16 protein-coding genes are annotated in these 19959 nt (G+C 64.2%); 6 read left to right on the forward strand and 10 right to left on the reverse strand.

All coding sequences use genetic code 11. The features are described 5' to 3' along the window. Positions 1 to 357: 357 nt before the first annotated feature. From AB7C87_RS22475 to AB7C87_RS22515, 9 genes are all read right to left on the reverse strand, one after another. Positions 358 to 2184, reverse strand: coding sequence for a methyl-accepting chemotaxis protein (locus AB7C87_RS22475; protein WP_369731766.1), 1827 nt, complete (start codon positions 2182 to 2184; stop codon positions 358 to 360). A gap of 287 nt (positions 2185 to 2471) precedes the next feature. Beyond that, the gene (locus tag AB7C87_RS22480) at positions 2472 to 3485 is read right to left on the reverse strand and encodes an ABC transporter permease (protein WP_369731767.1); all 1014 of its coding nucleotides are present in this window, start codon (positions 3483 to 3485) and stop codon (positions 2472 to 2474) included. Next, positions 3482 to 4558: an ABC transporter permease gene (locus AB7C87_RS22485; RefSeq protein ID WP_369731768.1), complete on the reverse strand. Its 1077-nt coding sequence runs from the start codon at positions 4556 to 4558 to the stop codon at positions 3482 to 3484. The genes AB7C87_RS22480 and AB7C87_RS22485 overlap by 4 nt, the downstream gene beginning before the upstream one ends. A gap of 50 nt (positions 4559 to 4608) precedes the next feature. Continuing rightward, positions 4609 to 6189, reverse strand: a complete 1581-nt coding sequence (locus tag AB7C87_RS22490; protein ID WP_369731769.1) for an ABC transporter ATP-binding protein — start codon at positions 6187 to 6189, stop codon at positions 4609 to 4611. 53 nt (positions 6190 to 6242) lie between these two features. After that, entirely contained in the window at positions 6243 to 7406 is a 1164-nt protein-coding gene (locus AB7C87_RS22495) for a BMP family lipoprotein (RefSeq protein ID WP_369731770.1), read from the reverse strand. A gap of 740 nt (positions 7407 to 8146) precedes the next feature. Next, complete coding sequence (locus tag AB7C87_RS22500) at positions 8147 to 8914, reverse strand: IclR family transcriptional regulator (RefSeq protein ID WP_369731771.1); 768 nt, start codon at positions 8912 to 8914, stop codon at positions 8147 to 8149. A gap of 196 nt (positions 8915 to 9110) precedes the next feature. Next, positions 9111 to 9707, reverse strand: a complete 597-nt coding sequence (locus tag AB7C87_RS22505; protein ID WP_369731879.1) for an HD domain-containing protein — start codon at positions 9705 to 9707, stop codon at positions 9111 to 9113. Then, on the reverse strand, positions 9707 to 10486 hold the full coding sequence (locus AB7C87_RS22510; RefSeq protein ID WP_369731772.1) for an EthD family reductase: 780 nt from the start codon (positions 10484 to 10486) through the stop codon (positions 9707 to 9709). The genes AB7C87_RS22505 and AB7C87_RS22510 overlap by 1 nt, the downstream gene beginning before the upstream one ends. Positions 10487 to 10726: 240 nt before the next feature. Continuing rightward, positions 10727 to 11203, reverse strand: a complete 477-nt coding sequence (locus AB7C87_RS22515) for a VOC family protein (RefSeq protein ID WP_369731773.1) — start codon at positions 11201 to 11203, stop codon at positions 10727 to 10729. Positions 11204 to 11321: 118 nt separating this feature from the next. Here AB7C87_RS22515 and AB7C87_RS22520 point away from each other — a divergent pair, with 118 nt between their 5' ends. The 4 genes from AB7C87_RS22520 to AB7C87_RS22535 all read left to right on the forward strand — a co-directional run bounded on the left by AB7C87_RS22520 (position 11322) and on the right by AB7C87_RS22535 (position 16746). Then, positions 11322 to 11675, forward strand: a complete 354-nt coding sequence (locus AB7C87_RS22520) for an EthD family reductase (protein WP_369731774.1) — start codon at positions 11322 to 11324, stop codon at positions 11673 to 11675. Further along, the gene (locus AB7C87_RS22525; RefSeq protein WP_369731775.1) at positions 11672 to 13420 is read left to right on the forward strand and encodes a thiamine pyrophosphate-binding protein; all 1749 of its coding nucleotides are present in this window, start codon (positions 11672 to 11674) and stop codon (positions 13418 to 13420) included. Before AB7C87_RS22520 ends, AB7C87_RS22525 begins: the two co-directional genes overlap by 4 nt. A gap of 96 nt (positions 13421 to 13516) precedes the next feature. Next, positions 13517 to 14479 carry an NAD-dependent epimerase/dehydratase family protein gene (locus AB7C87_RS22530; protein ID WP_369731776.1) on the forward strand — a complete coding sequence of 321 codons (963 nt, stop codon included), beginning with the start codon at positions 13517 to 13519 and terminating at the stop codon, positions 14477 to 14479. 230 nt (positions 14480 to 14709) lie between these two features. Beyond that, positions 14710 to 16746, forward strand: coding sequence for a primary-amine oxidase (locus AB7C87_RS22535; protein ID WP_369731777.1), 2037 nt, complete (start codon positions 14710 to 14712; stop codon positions 16744 to 16746). Positions 16747 to 16862: 116 nt separating this feature from the next. On the opposite strand, the gene AB7C87_RS22540 is transcribed toward AB7C87_RS22535, so the two are convergent. Next, a complete protein-coding gene (locus tag AB7C87_RS22540) occupies positions 16863 to 17066 on the reverse strand; it encodes a DUF8027 family protein (protein WP_369731778.1) in 204 nt (67 codons plus the stop codon). Positions 17067 to 17224: 158 nt separating this feature from the next. Here AB7C87_RS22540 and AB7C87_RS22545 point away from each other — a divergent pair, with 158 nt between their 5' ends. Both AB7C87_RS22545 and AB7C87_RS22550 read left to right on the forward strand, forming a co-directional pair. Continuing rightward, positions 17225 to 18499, forward strand: a complete 1275-nt coding sequence (locus AB7C87_RS22545; protein ID WP_369731779.1) for a M24 family metallopeptidase — start codon at positions 17225 to 17227, stop codon at positions 18497 to 18499. A gap of 452 nt (positions 18500 to 18951) precedes the next feature. Then, on the forward strand, positions 18952 to 19959 hold the full coding sequence (locus tag AB7C87_RS22550; RefSeq protein WP_369731780.1) for an LLM class flavin-dependent oxidoreductase: 1008 nt from the start codon (positions 18952 to 18954) through the stop codon (positions 19957 to 19959).

Consider the following 19959-nt stretch of genomic DNA (forward strand, 5'->3'; position numbering starts at 1 on the left):
ACAGCTCGTCCTCGCCCGAAGAATTATCATGGCAAACGTGGTCTGTTCAGCCAGCAGAATTTCCATAGGTGAGCGATAATCACGTTCGCAAATCGAGCCGAAGCTCGTGGGACATTCGCGCTGTGTATTCAGCACGCCACTTTTGTCAAATACTGGGGAGTTTGGCGCCCCCTCTCAACTGGATTCGAAGCGGTAACTTGCCCGTAGAACACGTATTCACACGGTCTGGTGAGATCGGCGAACGGTCTTCGAGAAGATGACAGAAACTCGAGTTGTCCCGGAACGTGACCGATCTGTTACTATCTATGAGACGTCTCGAAACCAGCACTCCGCGGTCCGGTCGCCGACGCGCTCGACTCACTCCGTCTCGGCGAGGTCGGCGACCGCCGACTGCAGGTCGGCGACCTGCGTCGCGATTTCGTCGTTCGCCGTGGCGATCCGGTCGGCCTCGGTGGCGACCTCGTTCGCGAGTTCCGTCGCCCGCTCGGCCTGGGAGGCGATCTCCTCGGCGCTTGCGGCCTGTTCGTCGGTCGCAGTCGCGACCTCGCCGATGCCGGTCGATGCATCCGCGATCGCATCGGCCACGTCGACGAAGGCGTCGACCGCGCGTTCGACGAGTTCGTTCCCGTTTTCGATCCGATCGACCATCTCCGAGAGATTCTCCACGGTTTCGTCGGTTTCGTTCTGGACGTCGTCGACGACGCGTTCGATCTCGTTTGCGTGTTCCTGGGTCTCTTCGGCTAGCGTCTTCACCTCGTTCGCGACGACCGAGAACCCTTTCCCCTTCTCGTTCGCTCGAGCGGCCTCGATAGAGGCATTGAGTGCGAGGATGTTCGTCTGATCCGCGACGTCGTTTATCACCTCGACGATCTCGTCGATCTCGTTTACCCGCTCTTGCAATCGGTCGACGTCATCCGCGACCGACTCTGCGGATCCGGTCACGTCGTCGATCACCCGTTTGGCGTCTTCGGCCGACGATTTTCCCTCTTCGGAGAGCGCTTCCGCACGGGAACTGGTCGTTTCCACCTCGTCCGCGGTCGCGGCGATCTCCTCGACCGCCGAGTTCATTCTCGTCACCCCGTCGAGGACGTGTTCCATGGTCGCCGCCTGCTGGTCTGCCCGGTCGGTGACGGACGTCGACATCTCCGCGACCTCGGTCGTCGATTCGTCGACCTCGGCGACGGTCGCATCGACCTCCCCTGTCACGTCCCGGAGGTTTCGTTCGCGCTCCAACCGACCGAACGCCGCCTCGAGATTCGCCGCCAGAATCTTCGCGAGATCGTCTTTGAACAGCACCCGGTCGAACGAGCCGATCTCGAGCAATCCGTACTCGCCGATCGGCAGGAGGATGTGCGAGGTCAACGGTCGGTCGACCGGCAGGTCGGCCGGATCGATGTCCTCCCGAACGTTCGTCTCGACCGCCGATTGCTGGCTGACGAACCGCTCCCATTGAACGTCGCCGGGTCCGGCGGTGATCGACGTGGGATCTCGGACGGTCGTGTTCGCTTCGACCGCGTCCGAACACGAGTGTAATCGGAGTCGGTCCGCGGATTCGTCCGGGACCCACACGGTGCAGTACTCCTGTTCGATCACCGTCGTCGACGTTCGTACGGCGATCTCGCCGATCTCGTCGATCGACTGGACGGACAAGAGATCGTGAGTCGCCTCGTGGACCCCGACCAGTTTGTCCGTGTGGAGCCTGTTCGTGATGTCCTCCGCGATGCCGATCGTCGCGTCCTGGTCGGTTATCTCGGTCTCGAACGGAGACTTGACCGTTCGGAGAACGCGCTCAGCCCCGTCGGCGGTCGTGATCCGCTCCTGGGGAATTTCCTTTTTCCGACCGGTGTCCATCACCTCGAGGTCGTCCGCCCGAAACTGTTCTTCCTCGAGGTCCGCCTCCTCGCCGGCGCGAGTGTTAGAAAGCACCTGATCGTAGTCCGTCGTTCCGCGGATCTCCTCGGACGAGAGGTCGTACGCCTCGCGGGCCTGTTTCTCGTTGACGAGTACGTACTCTCCGTCCCTGTTTTTGACCCATATCCAGTGTTGGACCGCCTCGAGGATCTGTTGGATCTCCTCGTAGCTAAACGTGTACTCCCTCGGATGCGTCGTATGCGTGGATAGCACGTCGGACGGTTCGTCTGCCGGCTCGTCGTCGTGGATCGGTTCGCGTCGTTCGTTGCTCATCTGTCTGGGATTGTTCGCTTCTGTTCGTTCGCTCGTATCGTCCGGCGTACGGACCGTACTGAGTCGGTGTTTCCCTGGCGAGACCGCGACGGAAACGAAGAAACGACGGCGTCGGCTTGGCTCGTGGTTTCGTCGGGCGTATCCCACCCGCGGGACCGTTCGACACATTCTCCTGCGGCCATTGTCACATATTAACAATGTCAGTACTGTCTACTAATGCGTTTGGGCCTTCTCGAGTCCAAATGGAACACTCGTAGACAGTTCCGAACGAACGAGGGCAGAAGGGCCTAGTCCTCGCTCTCGTACGGTTCGCCGACCGAGGATGGCATCCGCGTCTTGCCCCACGCCGTGAGCACGACGATGACGGCGACGTACGGCAGGAGGTTGACCAGTCGCGCGGAGACCTCGATCCCGACCGTTTGAAACTGCACGTTCAGCATGTCGAGCCCGCCAAACAGCAGCGCCGCAGCGGCGGCACCGATCGGGTTGTAGTTGCCGAACAGGTAAGCGACGATGCCGATCCAGCCGCGTCCGTCGACCATCGTCTCGCCGGTGCCGACGAAGTTGCCGGCGTGGGCGAGCAACACCGCGCCGCCGAGGCCGGCCATCGCACCGGAGAAGATCACGGTCGCGTACCGGACCCGGTTGACGTCGACGCCCGCGGTATCCAGCGCCTCGGGGTTCTCCCCGGCGGCCTGAATCCAGTAGCCGTACTTCGTCCGGTAGAGGAACACCCACGACGCCAGGACGACGATCACCGTCAGCACGACCAGCGGCGACTGCCCGAACGCCAGCGAGTTGATACTCTCGAGGCCCGGACTCGAGCGACTCCCCCAGATGATCGCCGCGGTAAAGGGGGCGAAGCCGAGTCCGAGGAACCAGACCGCGAGGCCCGCGACGATCTGATCCGCCTTGAAGTGGATCAGGAGGACGGCGAAAAACACCGTCAGAATCGCCGAGATCAGGACTGCGATCGCGATCGCGAGCCAGACGTCGAGCTGGCTCGGCGAGGTTCCGCCGAGGAGGTACATCGTCGCCGCGGCGCTGAACGCCCCGAAGATCATGAATCCCTCGAGGCCGATGTTGAACACGCCGCTTTTCTCGGCGTAGAGACCACCGATCGCGGCGAGTGCGATCGGCGTCGCCATCTCGAGCGATCGCGTCAGGAAGCCGACCGTGAGCAGTCGCTCGAGTGCGATGTCGAAGACGAACGTGAACACTGCGGCGGCGATGAGCAACGCGACGACCGTCGCGCCGGCGAGTTGAACGCGTTCTCGTCCGGCGTAGTCGGCGACGCTCATCGCGACTCACCTCCGAGCCCGGTTCGCCGGGCGATCATCCGGAACAGTTCGGGAACGGCGACGAACAGGACGACCAGGCCGACGATGCCGTCGATCAACTGGACGGGAACGTCGCTGTTGATCTGGATGTGCGAACTCGAGGACTCGAGGCCGCCGAACAGCAGGCCTGCCGGGATAACCCCGAGGGGGTTGTTCGCGGCGAGCAGGCTGACGGCGATGGCGTCGAAGCCGTAGTTGCCGATACCGGACGGGTCGGTGAAGTAGCCCTGAATCATGATCGCGAAGATCGCACCGCCGAGTCCGGCGACCATTCCGGAGAACGTCATCGTCGAGACGATCATCCGTTTGGCGTCGACGCCGGAGTACGTCGCGGCCGACTCCTGGAAGCCGCTGGTCACCATGTCGTAGCCGAAGCTGGTCCGAGTCATGATGGCGGCGACGAGGACGACGACGCCGACCGTCACGAGGATACCGACGATCGAGAGGTTGGGATCGTCGAAGACGATCGACGGGAAGCCGACGTTTTCCGGCATTCGCTCGGTTCTGGTCGCGGTCGCCTCGGGGTCGCCGAACCGGCCCGCGACGAGCCAGCCGACGAAGCCGATGGCGATGAAGTTCAGCATGATCGTGGTGATGATCTCGTTCGCCCCGCCGTAGGCTTTCAACACGCCGGGAAGTGCGGCGTAGAGGCCGCCGGCGACGATGGCGGCGACAGTACCGATCACCATCAACACGATACCGCCGATCGTTCCGTCGGGGAGATACGGTGCGAGCGAGACGATCGAGACGACCGTCGCGAAGCCGCCCACGATGAACTGCCCCTGAACACCGATGTTGAATACGCCCGCCCGGAAGGCGATGGCGACGGCGACGCCGGCCAGCACGAACAGCGTCGAGTACCGGAACGTCCGTGCGACGGCTCGCTCGCTCCCGAACGAGCCGACGACGAGCTGGTTGGCGAACTGGATCGGATCGTATCCAGAAGCCGCGACGATGACCAGCCCGATGAACAACGCAAGCGCCGTCGAACCGATCGCGATCCCGATCCGCTCGAGAACGGTCGCATCGAGCATCTTCGCGGCAACACGGTCGAGTCTCGAACGGAGTCTGCCGGTCTCGCTACTCATGCCTGTGCCCCCGTACCGGCTTCGCTCTCTTCCGTCGACCCCTCATCCTCGAGGCTCCCGCCGGTCATCAGGAGACCGAGTTCCTCCTCGGTGACGCGTTCGGGATCGACGACGTCGACGAACTCGCCTTCGTACATGACCGCGATTTGGTCGGAGAGCTTCTGGATCTCCTCGAGTTTCGAGGAGACGACGACGATCGCGAGCCCCTCTTCGCGGAGTTCGATCAGTCGGTTATGGATGAACTCGATCGAGCCGATGTCGACGCCTCGAGTCGGATGAGCGGCGATCATGACGTCGGGGTCGTGTCCGATCTCCCGTCCGACGATGAACTTCTGTTGGTTGCCACCGGAGAGCGACGCCGCCTCGGCCTCGGCGTTGGGCGGCTGGACGTCGAACTCCTCGATGATCTCCTCGGCGTGGTCCTCGACCGCAGACCAGTCGAGGCGCCCGCCGGTCGCGTACGGTTCGACGGTCTGGTTCCCGAGCAACGCGTTCCGGACGAGCGAGTACTCCTGGACCAGCCCCTCCGTCTGGCGATCCTCGGGAATGTACGCGATCCCGGATTCGATCCGGTCGCGACGGCTTCGACCGGTGATCTCCTCGTCGGCGAGTCGGATGGCACCGTCGTCGACCGGTCTGAGGCCCGTGATCCCCTCGATCAGTTCGCTCTGGCCGTTCCCTTGAACGCCGGCAATGCCGAGAATTTCGCCCTCGCGGACGGTGAGATCGACGCCACGAACCTGTTCGCGGCCGCGATCGCCCGACATCCACAGCTCCTCGACTTCGAGTGCGGGATCGCCCGGCTCGGTTTCTCGGGAGAGTCGATCGAACAACACTTCTCTCCCGACCATCATCCGGGCGAGTTCCTGCTCGTCGGTGTCGTCGGCTCGAACTGTCCCGATCGCCTCTCCGTCCCGAAGGACGGTGATATCGTCGGCGATTCCCAGGGCTTCGTCGAGCTTGTGTGAGATGAAAATCAGCGATCGTCCGTCCTCCCGGAGATCGTTCATCACTGCCATCAGGCTCTCGACCTCCTGGGGGGTAAGCACCGCCGTCGGTTCGTCGAGGATGAGGATCTCGGCCCCACGATAGAGGCTCTTGACGATCTCGACGCGCTGTTGAGCGCCGAGGTCGAGTTCCTCGACGCGAGTGTCGAGGAACTCATCGACGTCGAAGTCGTACCGCGAACAGATCTCTTCGACGTCATCTCTGGCGGCCGATTCGTCGACCAGCCCGTTCTCGGTCGGCTCGTGGCCGAGGACGATGTTCTGAAGCACGGTCATCGTCTCGACGAGCTGGAAGTGCTGGTGGATCATCCCGATCCCCGCCGCCATCGCGTCGCGAGGCGACTCCACCGTTCTCGGTTCGCCGTCGATCACGATCTCGCCCTCGTCCTGATCGTACAGGCCGTAGAGGACGCTCATCAGGGTGGTCTTCCCCGATCCATTCTCCCCCAGGACGGCGTGGATCGACCCCTTCTCCAGGGTGAAGTCGACGCCGTCGTTGGCGACCACGTCCCCGAATCGCTTCGTGATCCCCTCGAGTCTAACCGCTGGCGGTACGTTACTCGTCGTCATTGTCCTCCGTCGGAAGTATACTCATAAATACGAAACTGAAGACGGCGACGCCCTCAGCAGCTGGTCGGGCCGCAGGTAAGTTCGATCTCGTCGTTTTCGAACCCGTCTTTCGCGTCCTCTAGGTTCTGCTCGACCGCGTCGGGGAGTTCGCCTTCGAAGGCCTGTCCGACGACGAAGTCGATACTCCCCTGGGCGATGCTCAGGTTCTGTTCACCGACGACGCTGTCGAAGTCGTCGTTGACGACGGCCTCCGAAACGTCGTACGTCGCCTCGTTGAGCGCCTTGACCGCGGAGCCGAGGATGACGTCCTGATACTGGTCTTCGGTGACCGACTGGTCGACGTCGACCCCGAGCGCGAACCGGTCGTTGTCCTGTGCCGCCGAGAACGCACCCGCACCCGCGGCCGACGCCGCGTGCCAGACGATGTCCGCACCGTCGTCGATTTGGGATTCGGCGACGTCGCTCGCCGCACCGGTGTCGGAGAAGCTCCCACCGTAGCCGGTCAGGACCTCTGCGTCGTCGTTGACCCACTCGACTCCCTCGATGTAGGACTGCTCGAAGGCGTTGATCAGCGGAATGTCCTCGCCGCCGACGAAGCCGACGATCGACTCGTCGGGGTCGGTCTCGCTGTCATCGTGTGCGAACTCCTCTTGGGTCATCACGCCCGCGACGACGCCCGCGAGGAACGACATCTCGTTGTTCATCTCGATCCAGCCCGAGACGTTGTCCGCGCCGTCGATCACGTTGTTGATCAGCATCCAGTTCTGGTCCGGATACTGTTCGGCGTTGGTGTGAAGCGGATCCGTGTGGTTGTCACCGACGCAGACGATGAGATCGTACCCACTCTGGGCCGCGTCGGCCTGGATCGACTCGTACTGGGCCTCCTCGGTCTCCTCGATCGTCGTATACTCGAGATCGAAGTCGTTCGACGCCTCCTCGAGACCCTCGACGGCGTTGTCGTTGAACGCGTTGTCGTCGAAGCCGGCCGGACTCGAGATGATCGCGACGTTCGTTCCGGCGTCCCCGCCGTTGCCGTTCCCGTTTCCGTCTCCGGTACCGTTGCCGTTCCCGGAGCCGTTGCCGTTACCCTCGTCGCCGATACAGCCGGCGACCGTCGTTCCTGCGATGACCGTAATGCCGGACGCGAGCACCGTCCGTCGGTTCATGCTCGTCCGTTCCCCACGCGACGACGTCGCACCCTTGCGGTCTGGTGTCATTACGTTCTCATCCGACGTTCTCGCTCACCATAAATTTACTCATATTATTGCAATCGTTTCCACTACACTATTTGATTCTGTCAGCTTTGGGTGCCGATTATGGACTTCCGAACTGCGTGAAAAATCGACTCTTATTCCGTCTGCATCGACATTTCTATTTGATCGATTTCTTCGCCCCACTATCTCTCAAGTAAATCGATGTTCTCGAATTTTTATTTATGGGCTATCCACATACTACTTCACATATGTGATTGAAATCCGTAATGTGTACCGAAAGAACGTATTCCGTACGATGGTCGAGTATACAAGAACCTAGTATATATAAGAAACATTTCATATTGTGTCATCGAACGACGATCACACGTCGAGAAGCCATCAGTGCACTACATAGCTGGTCTATGCGTGCTAACAGTATTTCAGAACGGCGTTTCCTCCTTCAAATATGAGCAAATTCGTATATGTGCTTTATCTGTTTTGTATTCTTTCCTTCGTCCCAACATTTTCGTCCGGTGACGTTCCGAAAGCGGCGTCCTCCATCCCCAAACTGTGCTAGTCTTGTCACGATGATCGGCAACGCCGTTCGAACGGAGGAAACGAGGAAACCGCACCGAGTCATTACGACCATACGAATGTAAACAAAACACTACTGACTCCCCGGACTCCCGTCGATACTCCGTGGCTTGGACCGGTGTTCTCGTGCGCCCCTCGAGAGGGTGTTCGAACGATTCGAACGAGTGGGGTTACGAGTGGGCGAGGTTGATCTCGACTTCGTTCGTCGCACCGAGGAGGAGTTTCGGGAGTTCGTCCGTCAGTAACTCGCCACGAAGACGATTTGCCGGGCCAGCGACGCTGATCGCCCCGACGGCAGTCCCGGATTCGTCTCTGATCGGTGCGCCGACCGCGTGGACGCCGACGACCGACTCCTCGCGGTTGAACGCGTAGCCCCGCTTTCGGATCGTCTCGAGGCGTGATCGAAGCTCCGCACGATCGGTGATCGTTCGCGTGGTGCGTTCTGGGAGGCCGTACTCGTCGAGAATGTCGGCAACTCGCCCGTCGGGGAGGTGTGCGAGAATGGCTTTCCCGGCGGCGAACTGGTGAAGCGGTGTTCGCTGTCCGATCCGTGCGTGAGTCTTCACGGAGTGGCGGCCCTCGGCGCCGTGGATGTGGACGCCCATCCCGTGTTCTTCTATCACACACCAGATTTTCTCGTCGGTCTCCGCCGCCAGTTCGTCCACCTTCGGCCTGACGACGTCGTACAGTTCGTGACCGTCGCGCCCGACCGACCCGTACTCCAGGAACCAGGTGCTGATGCGGTACTCATCGCCCGCTCGAACGAGCAGTCCGCGGGACTCGAGGGTCTTTACGTGTCGATAGACCGTACTCTTCGCAAGCCCCAGTTCGTCGGCGATCTCGGTTATCCCTGCCCCGTCCGCGTGTTTGAGCAGGTCGACGATGTCGAACGCCGTGTCGACGGTTTCGACCGGCCTGTGTGTCGAGTCGCTTGCCATGTGTTCACATTCGTCGTGTTCCGACAAAAATCTGTTCCCGCTGTTCGAACGAAAGCGGATATTCGTTCGCATCGTTCGAACGCGACTCGAGCGTCGGCTACCACCGACTGAGCGTCGGTTACTCGATGCATCCTCCGGCGGCGGAACTGGTTCCGGTGAGATCGACTCGAACAGCCGAACCGATCCGGCGGGGGCCTTACGACGTCTGGGAGTACTTCTCGACCCACTCCTGGAGCGTCAGGCCCATCGTCGCCTGCGTGATCGCGTTCGAGGACGCCGCGTTCGCGCTCTTGACGAGTTCGGCCTCGAGCGTCCGTTTCGGAACTTCACCCAGGAAGTGTGGGATCGCCCGCTGGACGGCGAGCGGACAGCCCACCTCGTGGGCCAGCGCGTACCCCGAGATGGAGTGAGGAATCTCCTCGCTGACGTACCGCGGATCTGGTTCGTCGAGCAGGTCGTCGTCGACGTGGTCAGGGTACTCGTAACACTTCCCGACGTCGTGGAGGAGACAGGCGGCGACGACCGTATCGGTATCCGGTTCGGCACCGTGGAACTCTCGCTGACGGTCGGCCGTCTCGAGTGCGATCCGGGCGACGCCGCGGACGTGTTCGACGTTGGTCACCTCGTGGATGTTCCACGCGTACGGAACGTCCTCGATCTCTCGCCACCCGCCGCGCTCGAGGGCCAGCGTCCAGGCCTCGACGACCCGCTCCCGAAGGTCGTCGTCTCGAATTTCCTCGAGTTCGGGAAGCGCGCGACGGATCTGTCGATCGAAATCGTCGGACACGGCGATCAGCGCTCGCTCCCCTCTCGAGGCGTGTCCTCGGCGTCGGCGATCGGTCCCGACGTCGACGACCCTCCCTCGACGTCGACGAGTCGCTCCCGGCCGATGAATCGGGGGCGTTCGTCGATCGCGAGGAAGTTGTCGACGTCCTCGCGGGCCTCCCTCGCTTTCCCTCGCTCCGGATCGTAGTCCCGGGACCCCTCGCTTCCGAGCGCCTCGTATAGCTTCTCGAGGTCCTCGAAGTACAGTTCGGCGATGCCGTCGAACTCCGCGTTCACGGGATCGGTGGGGAGGACGGTCGCGTACCTGACGACGCCCTCGATCTCGCGGGCGATGGGCGTGTGCTGGCTCTGCCAGTAATCGACGAACTCCTCGTGGGAGATCCCATCCTGTCGGACGAGAAACGCCGAGTGTTTGTACAGCCCGTCCGTGTCGCCGCCGACCTCGTCTTTCTGGACGATCTCCTCCCCGATGAACCGCGGACGTTCGTCGATCGCGAGGAAGTTGTCGACGTCCTCGCGGGCCTCCCTCGCTTTCCCTCGCTCCGGATCGTAGTCTCGGGAGCCGGGACTGCCGAGCGCGTCGTGAAGCGCCTCGAGGTCCTCGAAGGACAGCTCCGCAAGCCCGTCGAACTCGGCGTGCTCGGGATCGGTCGGCAACACCTGCTGGTAGCGGACGACGCCGTCGATCTCGCGGGCGATGGGCGTGTGTTGGCTCTGCCAGTAGTCGACGAACTCCTCGTGGGACAGTCCGTCCTGTCGGACCAGGAGGGCGACGTGCTTGTACATACACGGCGGTATTCCCCACAGCTCAATAAATCGTGAGGGCCGTTCTCGAGCCCGCCGCGAAACGTCCCGCTTGTCGCCGCCCACGTCAGTAGATTCCCGCTCGGCGCCCACGTCAATAGCGGCGCCCGTCGCGTATACTGTCGGATAGAAGTCAGTGAGAAGTCGGTCGCGAATTCGCGGCTGTCACCGACGGCCGCAGTAGTGCGATCGATCTTCGAATAGTTCTGTCCGACAGGATAGTTACAGCGACTCACCGCCGACGAACAGCCTGTGTCCTGCCTCCCGCTTCTCCGCGTAGCCGTTGTGGTACTCCATCAGCTGGAACAGCGTGCCGGTCGGGTTTCCCGGCGCGACGAACGCCTCGTCCCAGTCGTCGAACTCGGCGCGGTCGACGACCGAAATCCCGCGTGCCTCGAGCGCGTCGACCGTCGCCTCGAGGTCGGCCACCTCGAGCGTGACGTGGTGGGGACCCGGGCCGTTGCGCTCGAGGAAGTCGGTCAGGAACGACTTGGAGCCCTCTCGAGGCGCAATCAGTTCCAGCCGGGAGGCGTCCCCGAGGGCGTACGTCGCCCACGTAAATTCGCCGTACTCGCCGACCTCCTCGTGGATCTTCTCACAGCCCAGCGCGAACAGGAGCCCCTCGGCGTCGGCGATCGACTCGACGGCGATTCCCACGTGGTCGACGCGCGTTTCGGGCATCGCCGGTTGGTCGGCCATGTCCTCGAGGCGGACGGCCGCCCTAATAAGTATGTGGGCCGTGTTTGCGCCTATCGTGGCCTATGCGAACACCACACACCGACAAAACGAAGTCGACGGACGATGTTGGTGAACGCGCATGACGAAACTGGTCGAGTTTCTCGTCCGTAAGGACGGCTACAGCCACGAGGAGTTCCGCGAGCGGTGGGAGGGCGACCACGCCGAGATCGCCCGCGAACTCCCGGGATTGCAACGGTACAGCACATCCGTTCCCGCGGACCCCGACGCGGCCGAGTACGACGGCGTCCTCGAGTTGGTCTTCGAGAGCCCCGCCGCGTTGAACGGTGCGTTCGAGTCCGCGGTCGGTCGGGAGGTGCAAGCCGACGCCGCGGAGTTCGTCGATCTCGGTGCCGGCCCGCGAATGATCGTCGAAGAGACGGTCCACGTCGACGCGTTCGATCACGCCGGCGACGAACGTCCTGGGGACGGATGACGACGACCGCGGAAGCGCTCGTCGAGACCTTAGCGGAACTCGACGTCGAGTACGTCTTCGGCTACCCCGGCGGACGAATCATCGAACTGCTCGAGCACCTCCCGAGGTCGGAGATCGACCTCGTTCGCCCCCGCGACGAGCGCGAGGCGAGCGTGATGGCCGAGACGTACGGGCGCCTCACCGGTCGACCGGGCGTCCTCGCCGGACAGGGGCCGTGGATCGCCAGTCTGGGTGCGATCGGACAGATGGAGGCGAAACTCGGCTCCTCACCGATGATCGCCCTCACCGAGGCCTCCGAACGCGGCGAGTACTCGACGCTCGCGCCATACCAGCAGTCCAGGGGGGATTACGGCGGCCTGAGCCTCCCCGACGTCCTCGACGGCGTCACGAAGGAGTGGTGGTTCCCGCGGACGCCGATCGAAACCCTCCGCTCGACGCAACTGGCGTTCAAACACGCGGTCGCCGGCCGTCCCGGTCCCACGGCGATCGTCCTCGACGGGAACGCGATCATCGACGACGTTCCGGCGGATCCGACGCCGCCGCTGTGGGACGCCGGCGAACAGGCCCGGACCTGGGACGGCGCACCCACCGACGGGGACGTGGCCGCGGCCGTCGAGGCGCTCGAGGCCGCCGAGCGACCAGTCATCGTCGCGGGGAACGGGGTTCACGCGAGCGCAGCGAGGGTGAGCTCGCCGGAACGGCGTTCCGACGGCGTTCACGCCGCGACGGCGTACGACGAACTCGCGGCGGTCGCCGACGCGTACGACTGCGTCGTCGTCACCTCCTACCTCGGAAAGTCCACGTATCCGGAGACGGACGAACGCGCCGCGGGCGTCGTCGGCTCGTTCGGCCACGAGGGGGCGAACCGAGTCGTCAGCGAGGCGGACGTCTTGCTCGTCGTCGGCTGCCGCCTCAACCCGATGGACACGAATTGGCAGGCGCCCGAATTCATCCGTCCCGACGAACAGACGATCGTCCACGCGGACGTCGATACGCGAAACGCCGGCTGGGTCTACCCCGCCGACGTCGGCCTGATCGGCGACGCCGCCGAGAGCCTGGCCGCGCTCGCGGAGGCCGGCGAGGCGTCGAACGACTGGGCGAGAGCGCGCGCCGCCGAAGCTGGCGACTGGTTCCACGCACCGGAGTGTGAGGACGACTCCGCGCCGATCAAACCACAACGCGTCGCAAAGGAGATCGAAGCGGTCGTCGACGAGGAGACGATCGTCACCGCCGACTCCGGGAACAACCGGTTCTGGCTCCTCTATTATCTGCAGACGCCGGCCGTTCGAACCTACTTCGGCAGCGGCGGCGTTGGCGGGATGGGCTGGGCGAACCCGGCGGCGGTGTCGGCGGCGCTCGCGACCGGGAAGGACGTGATCGCGGTCGCCGGCGACGGTGGGTTCTCGATGACGATGAACAGCGTCGAAACCGCCGTCGAGTACGGCATCGCGCCGACGTTCGTCGTCCTCAACGACACCAGCCTCGGGATGGTCCGACAGATGCAACACGACGAGGGCGAGATCGCCGGCGTCGAGTTCCACGACACGGACTTCGTCCGGATCGCGGAGGCGTTCGGGGCGGTCGGACGGCGCGTAACCGAACCCGACGACCTCGGCGGTGCGCTCGAGGAAGCGAAACGCGCCGACACCCCTCACGTCCTCGACGTGCGGATCGACCGCGAGGAGGACATGGCGGAGACGCTAGCCTCGTCGTTCTACGAGTCGGTTGGTGGGCTCCACGAGTGACGGTCTCCGTTTCCGGACTATCTTGCCCCGCACGGTCAGTTGACGCCGGGTGAACGATCACGTAGATATAGGTGCCGGGCTGTTGTACGGTCCCGTATGACAGACGAGGCGGTCCTGGTGACCGGCGGAACCGGATTCATCGGCTCCTACGTGGTTCGAGAGTTACTCGAGTACGGCCACGACGTCGTGGCGTACGATCTCTCGACGGATACGACGGTCCTCGAGAACCTCGGCGTCGCCGACGACGTGACGGTGTGCCGCGGCGACGTCTCCGAGCCGACCGACGTGATCCGGTCGGTGAGAGAGACCGGCGCGACCCGCGTGATCCACCTGGCCGCGCTGTTGACGACGACGGCCCGTGAAAATCCCCGTACGGCGGCCGAAGTGAACGTGATGGGGACGAACAACCTCTTCGAGGCCGCACGCATCCTCGACGACCAACTCGAGCGAGTTGCGTGGGCCTCATCGGCGGCGGTGTACGCCCCGCCGACGAACTACGACGCCGAGTGGGTCGACGAGGACGAACTCGTCTACCCTGACACGCTCTACGGCGCGACGAAGGAGTACAACGAACACCAGGCGCGGGTCTATTGCGAGGACTACGGGGTCGACCACGTCGCGCTCCGACCGACGGTCGCGTACGGTCCCTACCGCGAGACCGGCGGTTCGGCCTTTCTCGCGAACATTATCGAGAAGCCGGCGCTCGGCGAGCCCTACAGCGTCGAGTACGGCGACCAGGCGATCGACTGGCAACACGTCGAGGACATCGCCCAGGCGTTCCGGAAGGCGGCCTTTACCCCCGAGGAACAACTCACGCAACGCGTCTACAACGTCCGCGGCGTGCTCGCGACGGTCCGGGAAGCCGCGGAGACCGTCGAAGAAATCGTTCCCGACGCCGACATCGACGTCTCCGACGACGGCGAACTCCCGTGGACCCAGAACCTCGACATGACCGCCGCACAGGAGGATATGGGCTACGACCCCGAGTACGACCTCGAGTCCGGCTTCCGGAAGTACATTAACGTGTTACGGGAAGAGGAAGGACTCGAGCCGATCTGAGCCTGCGGATACTCGCCGATCCGGTGTCGTCGCCGTCGACCCGAATCTGGCCTCGTTCTCGCCTCCAGTCGGTGCCGGGGTGGAGGTTGGAAGATGGTGACTCGAGTGGTGTCTGTAAAGATGGTGACTCGAGTGGGGGATGGGATAGCGACCCAAGTCTCGAGCAGAACTCGCGGGGAGACTGTCGACGGTCCCACACCTTTTTATTCTGGGTCGTGTTGACGGTGGTCATGGTATCGGAAGTCACATCTGTCGCGGATCACCCGCTCGATCCGCTCGCACCGGTGGAGATCGAAGCCGGCTACGAGATACTGGCGGACGAACGGGGCGTCGGTGAGGGGAGCCTCTGTATCAAAATCGAACTGGCCGAGCCCTCGAAGGAGGCGCTCGCGGCGTACGACCAGGGCGGTGACGCCCCCGATCGACGAGCGCGGATCGTTCTCAGGGACGGCGCCGAACGCCGGACGATCGAGGCGGTCGTCTCGCTCGAGGACGAGGCAGTCGTTTCGTGGGAACGCGTCGAGGACGCACAGCCCTCGATCGCCATCGAGGAGTTTCTCGCCTGCGAGGCGGCGGTGAAGGCGAACGCAGAGTGGCAGGCGGCGGTCGAACGCCGCGGCGTCGAGAACACCGATCGGGCGATGGTCGATCCCTGGTCGGCGGGCCACGAGTTCGTCCCCGAGGACGTCGACCGATCGAAGCGGCTCGCTCACGGGCTGACGTTCCTGCGGCCGAGCGAGGAGGACGGCGACGAGGGGTACGCGAAACCGCTGACCGGCATCCACGCGTTCGTCGATCTGGATCGGATGGAGGTCCTGAACGTCGTCGACTACGGTCCACCGGACGAAGACGAGCCGCTTCCGCCGGAGTCGATGGCCTACCGGGAGGGTGACGTCGACTTCCGCGACGATCTGACCGCCTACAACGTCGACCAGCCCGACGGACCGAGCTGGCGCGTCGACGGCCACAAACTCGAGTGGCAGGGGTGGCACATGCGCGTCGGCTGGACCCAACGCGAGGGGCTGGTGCTGTACGATATCGGCTACGAGGACGACGGCGAGGTCCGTTCGATCGTCGACCGGGCCTCCTGTGCGGAGATGTCGGTTCCCTACGGCGCGGTCGACGCGAACGACCGGTTCAAGAACGCGATGGACGTCGGCGAGTACAACATCGGTCGGCTAGCGAAGTCGCTGACCAACGGCTGTGACTGCCTCGGTCACATGCACTACTGGGACGCCGTGATGAACACGGCCGACGGCGAGGCGAACGTCCTCGAGAACGCGATCTGCCTCCACGAGGAGGACAACGGCACGCTCTGGGAGCGAAGCGACTGGCGAACCGGAACCGACGAGGTTCGTCGTCGACGCCGGCTGGTCGTCTCGTTCGTCGCCGCCGTCGGCAACTACGACTACATCTTCAACTGGTACTTCTACCAGGACGCCTCGATGGAGGTCGAGGTTCGGCTGACGGGGATCGACAGCGTCTCCGCCGTCGGACCGGACGACGATCCGTCGGGCTACGCCGAACTCGTCGCGCCACAGCTCGCCGGCCCGATCCACCAGCACTTCTTCAACTTCCGACTGGATACGAACGTCGACGACGGCCCCAACTCCCTCTCCCGGGTCGAGAACCAGCCCGTACCGACGGGACCGGGCGGCCTCGAGCCGATGAGCGAGGTCGACGGCCGAACCCACAACCCCGGCGGGAACGCCTTCTACGCGAAACGAGAGACGCTCTCGAGTGAGTCCGAGGCGAAAGACCTCGTCGATCCGCTGAAGGGGCGATACTGGCAGATCGTCAACCCGACGGAGACGAACCGTCTCGGCGAGCCGACCGGCTACCGTCTCGTCCCCGGGAACAACGTCGAGGCGGCGGTCCAGCCGGACTCGAGCGTGATGGAACGCTCCGGATTCATCCGGTATCACCTGTGGGCGACGCCGTATCGCGAGGACGAACGGTATCCCGCCGGTCGGTACCCGAACCAGCACCCCGGCGGCGCGGGACTGCCGGCCTGGACCGAGGCGGATCGGAACCTCGAGGAGGAAGACCTCGTCTGTTGGTACACGCTCGGCGTCAACCACGTGACCCGGCCCGAGGACTGGCCGATCCTGCCGGTGCAGGTCTACAGCTTCAGACTCCAGCCGGTGAACTTCTTCGAGGAGAGCCCGGCGATCGACGTCCCGCCCCAGCACGCGATCGAGAACCAGGACGTGCCAGGACACGGTGACGGCGGCTGTCACGAGGGGGCCGACGCCGACGACGACTGATCGCCGGAATCGGGCGTCGCGGTCCGCGCGGTCTGATCGTCGAAACTGGGATGGTCGTCCGCTCTACTCGTCCCTGGTTCGGCCCCCCGCTCCACCCGTCCGTGGTCAGATCGACGTCACTCCGTCGTCTCAGCGGAAGACGGTTCGTCCTCGAGGATTCGATCGATCTCCTCGCCTTCGAGGAGGTCGACCAGCCGCTCGTCGCCGGCCCGATAGGCGTCGATCTCCTCGTCGGTCAGCCGGTCCTCGAGTTCGCCGTCCTCGAGGTTCGATTCGAGCGCGTCGTCGAGGTCGTCGGGATCGTAGCCGGAAACAGGCATGTGGGAGTGTACGACGTTCGTCACCTTATATCGATCACACGGTGATCCGCGGCGACGTCGGTCGCGGGTCGCCGTCCGCTGGCGGCGGTGCAATTTCTGGCAGCGGCGCGATTTCCGGCGGCGGTACGATTTAGTGGGCCGGCGCGGTACGAGGTGCCATGACGTTTCACGAGCGGGAGCTCATGGAGGGGACGCTCGGGACGCAGGCCGTCGACTGGGAGCAACGCATCGACACCCAGCGCCTGCGCGAACAGCGCAAGGCACGGGCGCTCGAGCGTCTCCGAGAGTCCGACCTCGCCGCGTTGCTCCTCGTCTCGGACCCCAACATCCGGTACGTGACCGGGCTGGCGATGACCGGCGGCAGCGGCGCGGACCACTACACCCTGCTCACCGAGGACGGCGACGTCGTCCACTGGGACACCGCAGACCACGCGAGCAACCAGCGGGCCAACTGCCCGTGGCTCGAGGACGTCCGCTACGCCTGTCCCGGGCTCGGGAACGTCCCGCGGGCCTCGGGGAGTCCGTCAGCCCGCGATTTTCTCGTCTCGACGATGGCCGAAACCGTCGGCGAGGCGGCGGCCGAATACGGCGTCGCCGACGAGAAACTGGGCGTCGACGTCGGTAATTCCAAACTCGTCGAGGCGCTCGAGGGACAGGGGCTCGAGGTCGATGTCTCGACGGCCCAGGAAGTGATGGAGGACGCCCGGAAGATCAAGACTGAGGACGAGATCGAATGCCTGCGGATGGTCGCCGCCATCTGCGAGGCGGGCTTTCAGCGCATCAAAGAGGGCGCGCGGCCGGGCAAACGGGAGAACGAGGTGTGGGGCGAGGCCGTCCGGGAACTCTGGCGCCACGGCGCGTTCGTCGGCGGCGGCTACCTCACCTCGGGGCCAAACACCTGGCCCAAACACCAGGCGAACACCACCGACCGCGCGATCCGGCCGGGCGACCTCGTCTACGCCGACTTCTACAATATCGGGTATCTGGGCTACCGATCGTGTTACTACCGCACGTTCTCGATGGGCGAGCCGACCGAGAAACAGCGCGAGGCGTACGAAACGGCCCGCGACAACCTCTACGACGTTTTAGAGCGCATCGAACCCGGCGTGACGACCGACGAGGTCGCCCAGGGCTTCCCGGATATGGGAGGCGAGCACGCCGACTACTACGACGCCGACGAACACTGGCAGCTGACCACCAACCACTGGGCTCACGGCCTGGGTCTCCAGCTGTACGAGGTGCCGCTGATCTGGCGCGGCCTCTCGCCGGACCACCCCATCGAACTCGAGGAAGGGATGACGATGGCCGTCGAGACCCAGGAGCCGGCCGGCCGCCAGGGCGTCCGAATCGAGGAGATGGTCGTCGTCCGCGAGAACGGCGTCGAAATTCTCAGCCAATGGCCCATCGAGGAGATCACCGTTATCGACTATTGAGCGGTTGTATCGATTACTGACCGCTCGAGGCGCTCGGCGAAAACGGAGTGATCGATTGGAAAACGAATCGATCGCCCACTCGAGTTCGTGGACGAGACCACCACGAAAGCCCCTGACTCGCTCGACTCCCAGGCCTCGCTGCGCGCCTCGGACTTCGTCCTGCGGTGCTTACGTCGGCCGGGTTCCTCGAGCGAGTCAGCCCCTTTCATTCCCGCCCGTATCGGCTGGTCAGGCAGGCCACCGTGGGTGGGACTGAAAGGGGCTGGCGCTCTCGGTGAGTGAGACGACGCAAGGACCGCAGCGAAGCGAGGACCACAGCGAGTCGCAACCAGCGAGAGCGCCAGGGGCTTTCGTGGTGTTGTCTCCAGCAATAACCCGAACTCGATCGGGGTATTCGACGACTAGTCGCTGGTTCGCCAACAATTATGCCGATTCCGCCCGACGTGGGGAGTATGAAACTCGGCACCGGCCTCTTTACCGCTCAGCGTAGACCGGACGACGACCGCGAGCCGGGCGAACTGTACGACGAAATTCTGACACTCACCCGCGAGATCGAACGCGCAGGGCTGGACAGCGCCTGGGTCTCCGAACACCACTTCGCCGAGGACGGCTACCTCTCGAGTACGATGCCGACGCTGGGCGCGATGGCCGCCGAGACCGACGACCTCGAGATCGGGAGTTGCGTCGCGCTCGGGCCGCTGTACGATCCGGTTCGGCTGGCAGAGGACGCCGCCACGGTCGACCTCATCGCCGACGGACGGCTCACGCTCGGGCTCGCGATCGGCTCGAACCCGCGGGAGTTCGACGTCTTCGGCGTCCCGCGCGAGGAGCGTGCCGAGCGACTCGAGGATCTGGTCCCCTTCCTCCGGGCCGCCTGGAGCGACGGCCCCCTCGAGTACGAGTCGACGTTTCACGACGTCCCCGCGGACGTCTCGATCACGCCGAAACCGGCGAACGAGCGGGTTCCCGTCTTCCTCGGGGGTGGGGCCAAGCCGGCGGTGCGGCGGGCGGCCAGGAACGCCGACGGCTGGTGTGCCCCCTCCGCGCTCTCCGTCGGAGGGGTCAGAAAGCGGGTCGAGGACATTCGACGGGTTCGCGAGGAGGCGGGGCTCGAGGACGACTTTCAGGTCTACGTCATCCGACACGGCTGGGTCGGCGACTCCCGCGAGGAGGCGTGGGAAACAATGTGCGACGGCTACGTCTACCTCCAGCGCCGCTACGCCGAGATCTTCTCCGGCGAGCCGGTCGAGGAACTCGAGGACGACCGCAAACGCGAGTTGAAAGCACAGGCAGTCTTCGGCACGCCAGACCAGGTCGCGGACGAACTCGAGGCCTACCGCGACGCCGTCGGCGACGACGTCCACGTCATCCTCCGGACGTACTACCCGGGAGTCGGCACCGACGCGATGGTCGACTGCATCCACCGCCTCGGCGACGAGGTTGCGCCTGCACTTCGGTAG

The sequence above is a fragment of the Natrarchaeobius versutus genome (genome assembly GCF_041205745.1).
Classification (GTDB): domain Archaea; phylum Halobacteriota; class Halobacteria; order Halobacteriales; family Natrialbaceae; genus Natrarchaeobius; species Natrarchaeobius versutus.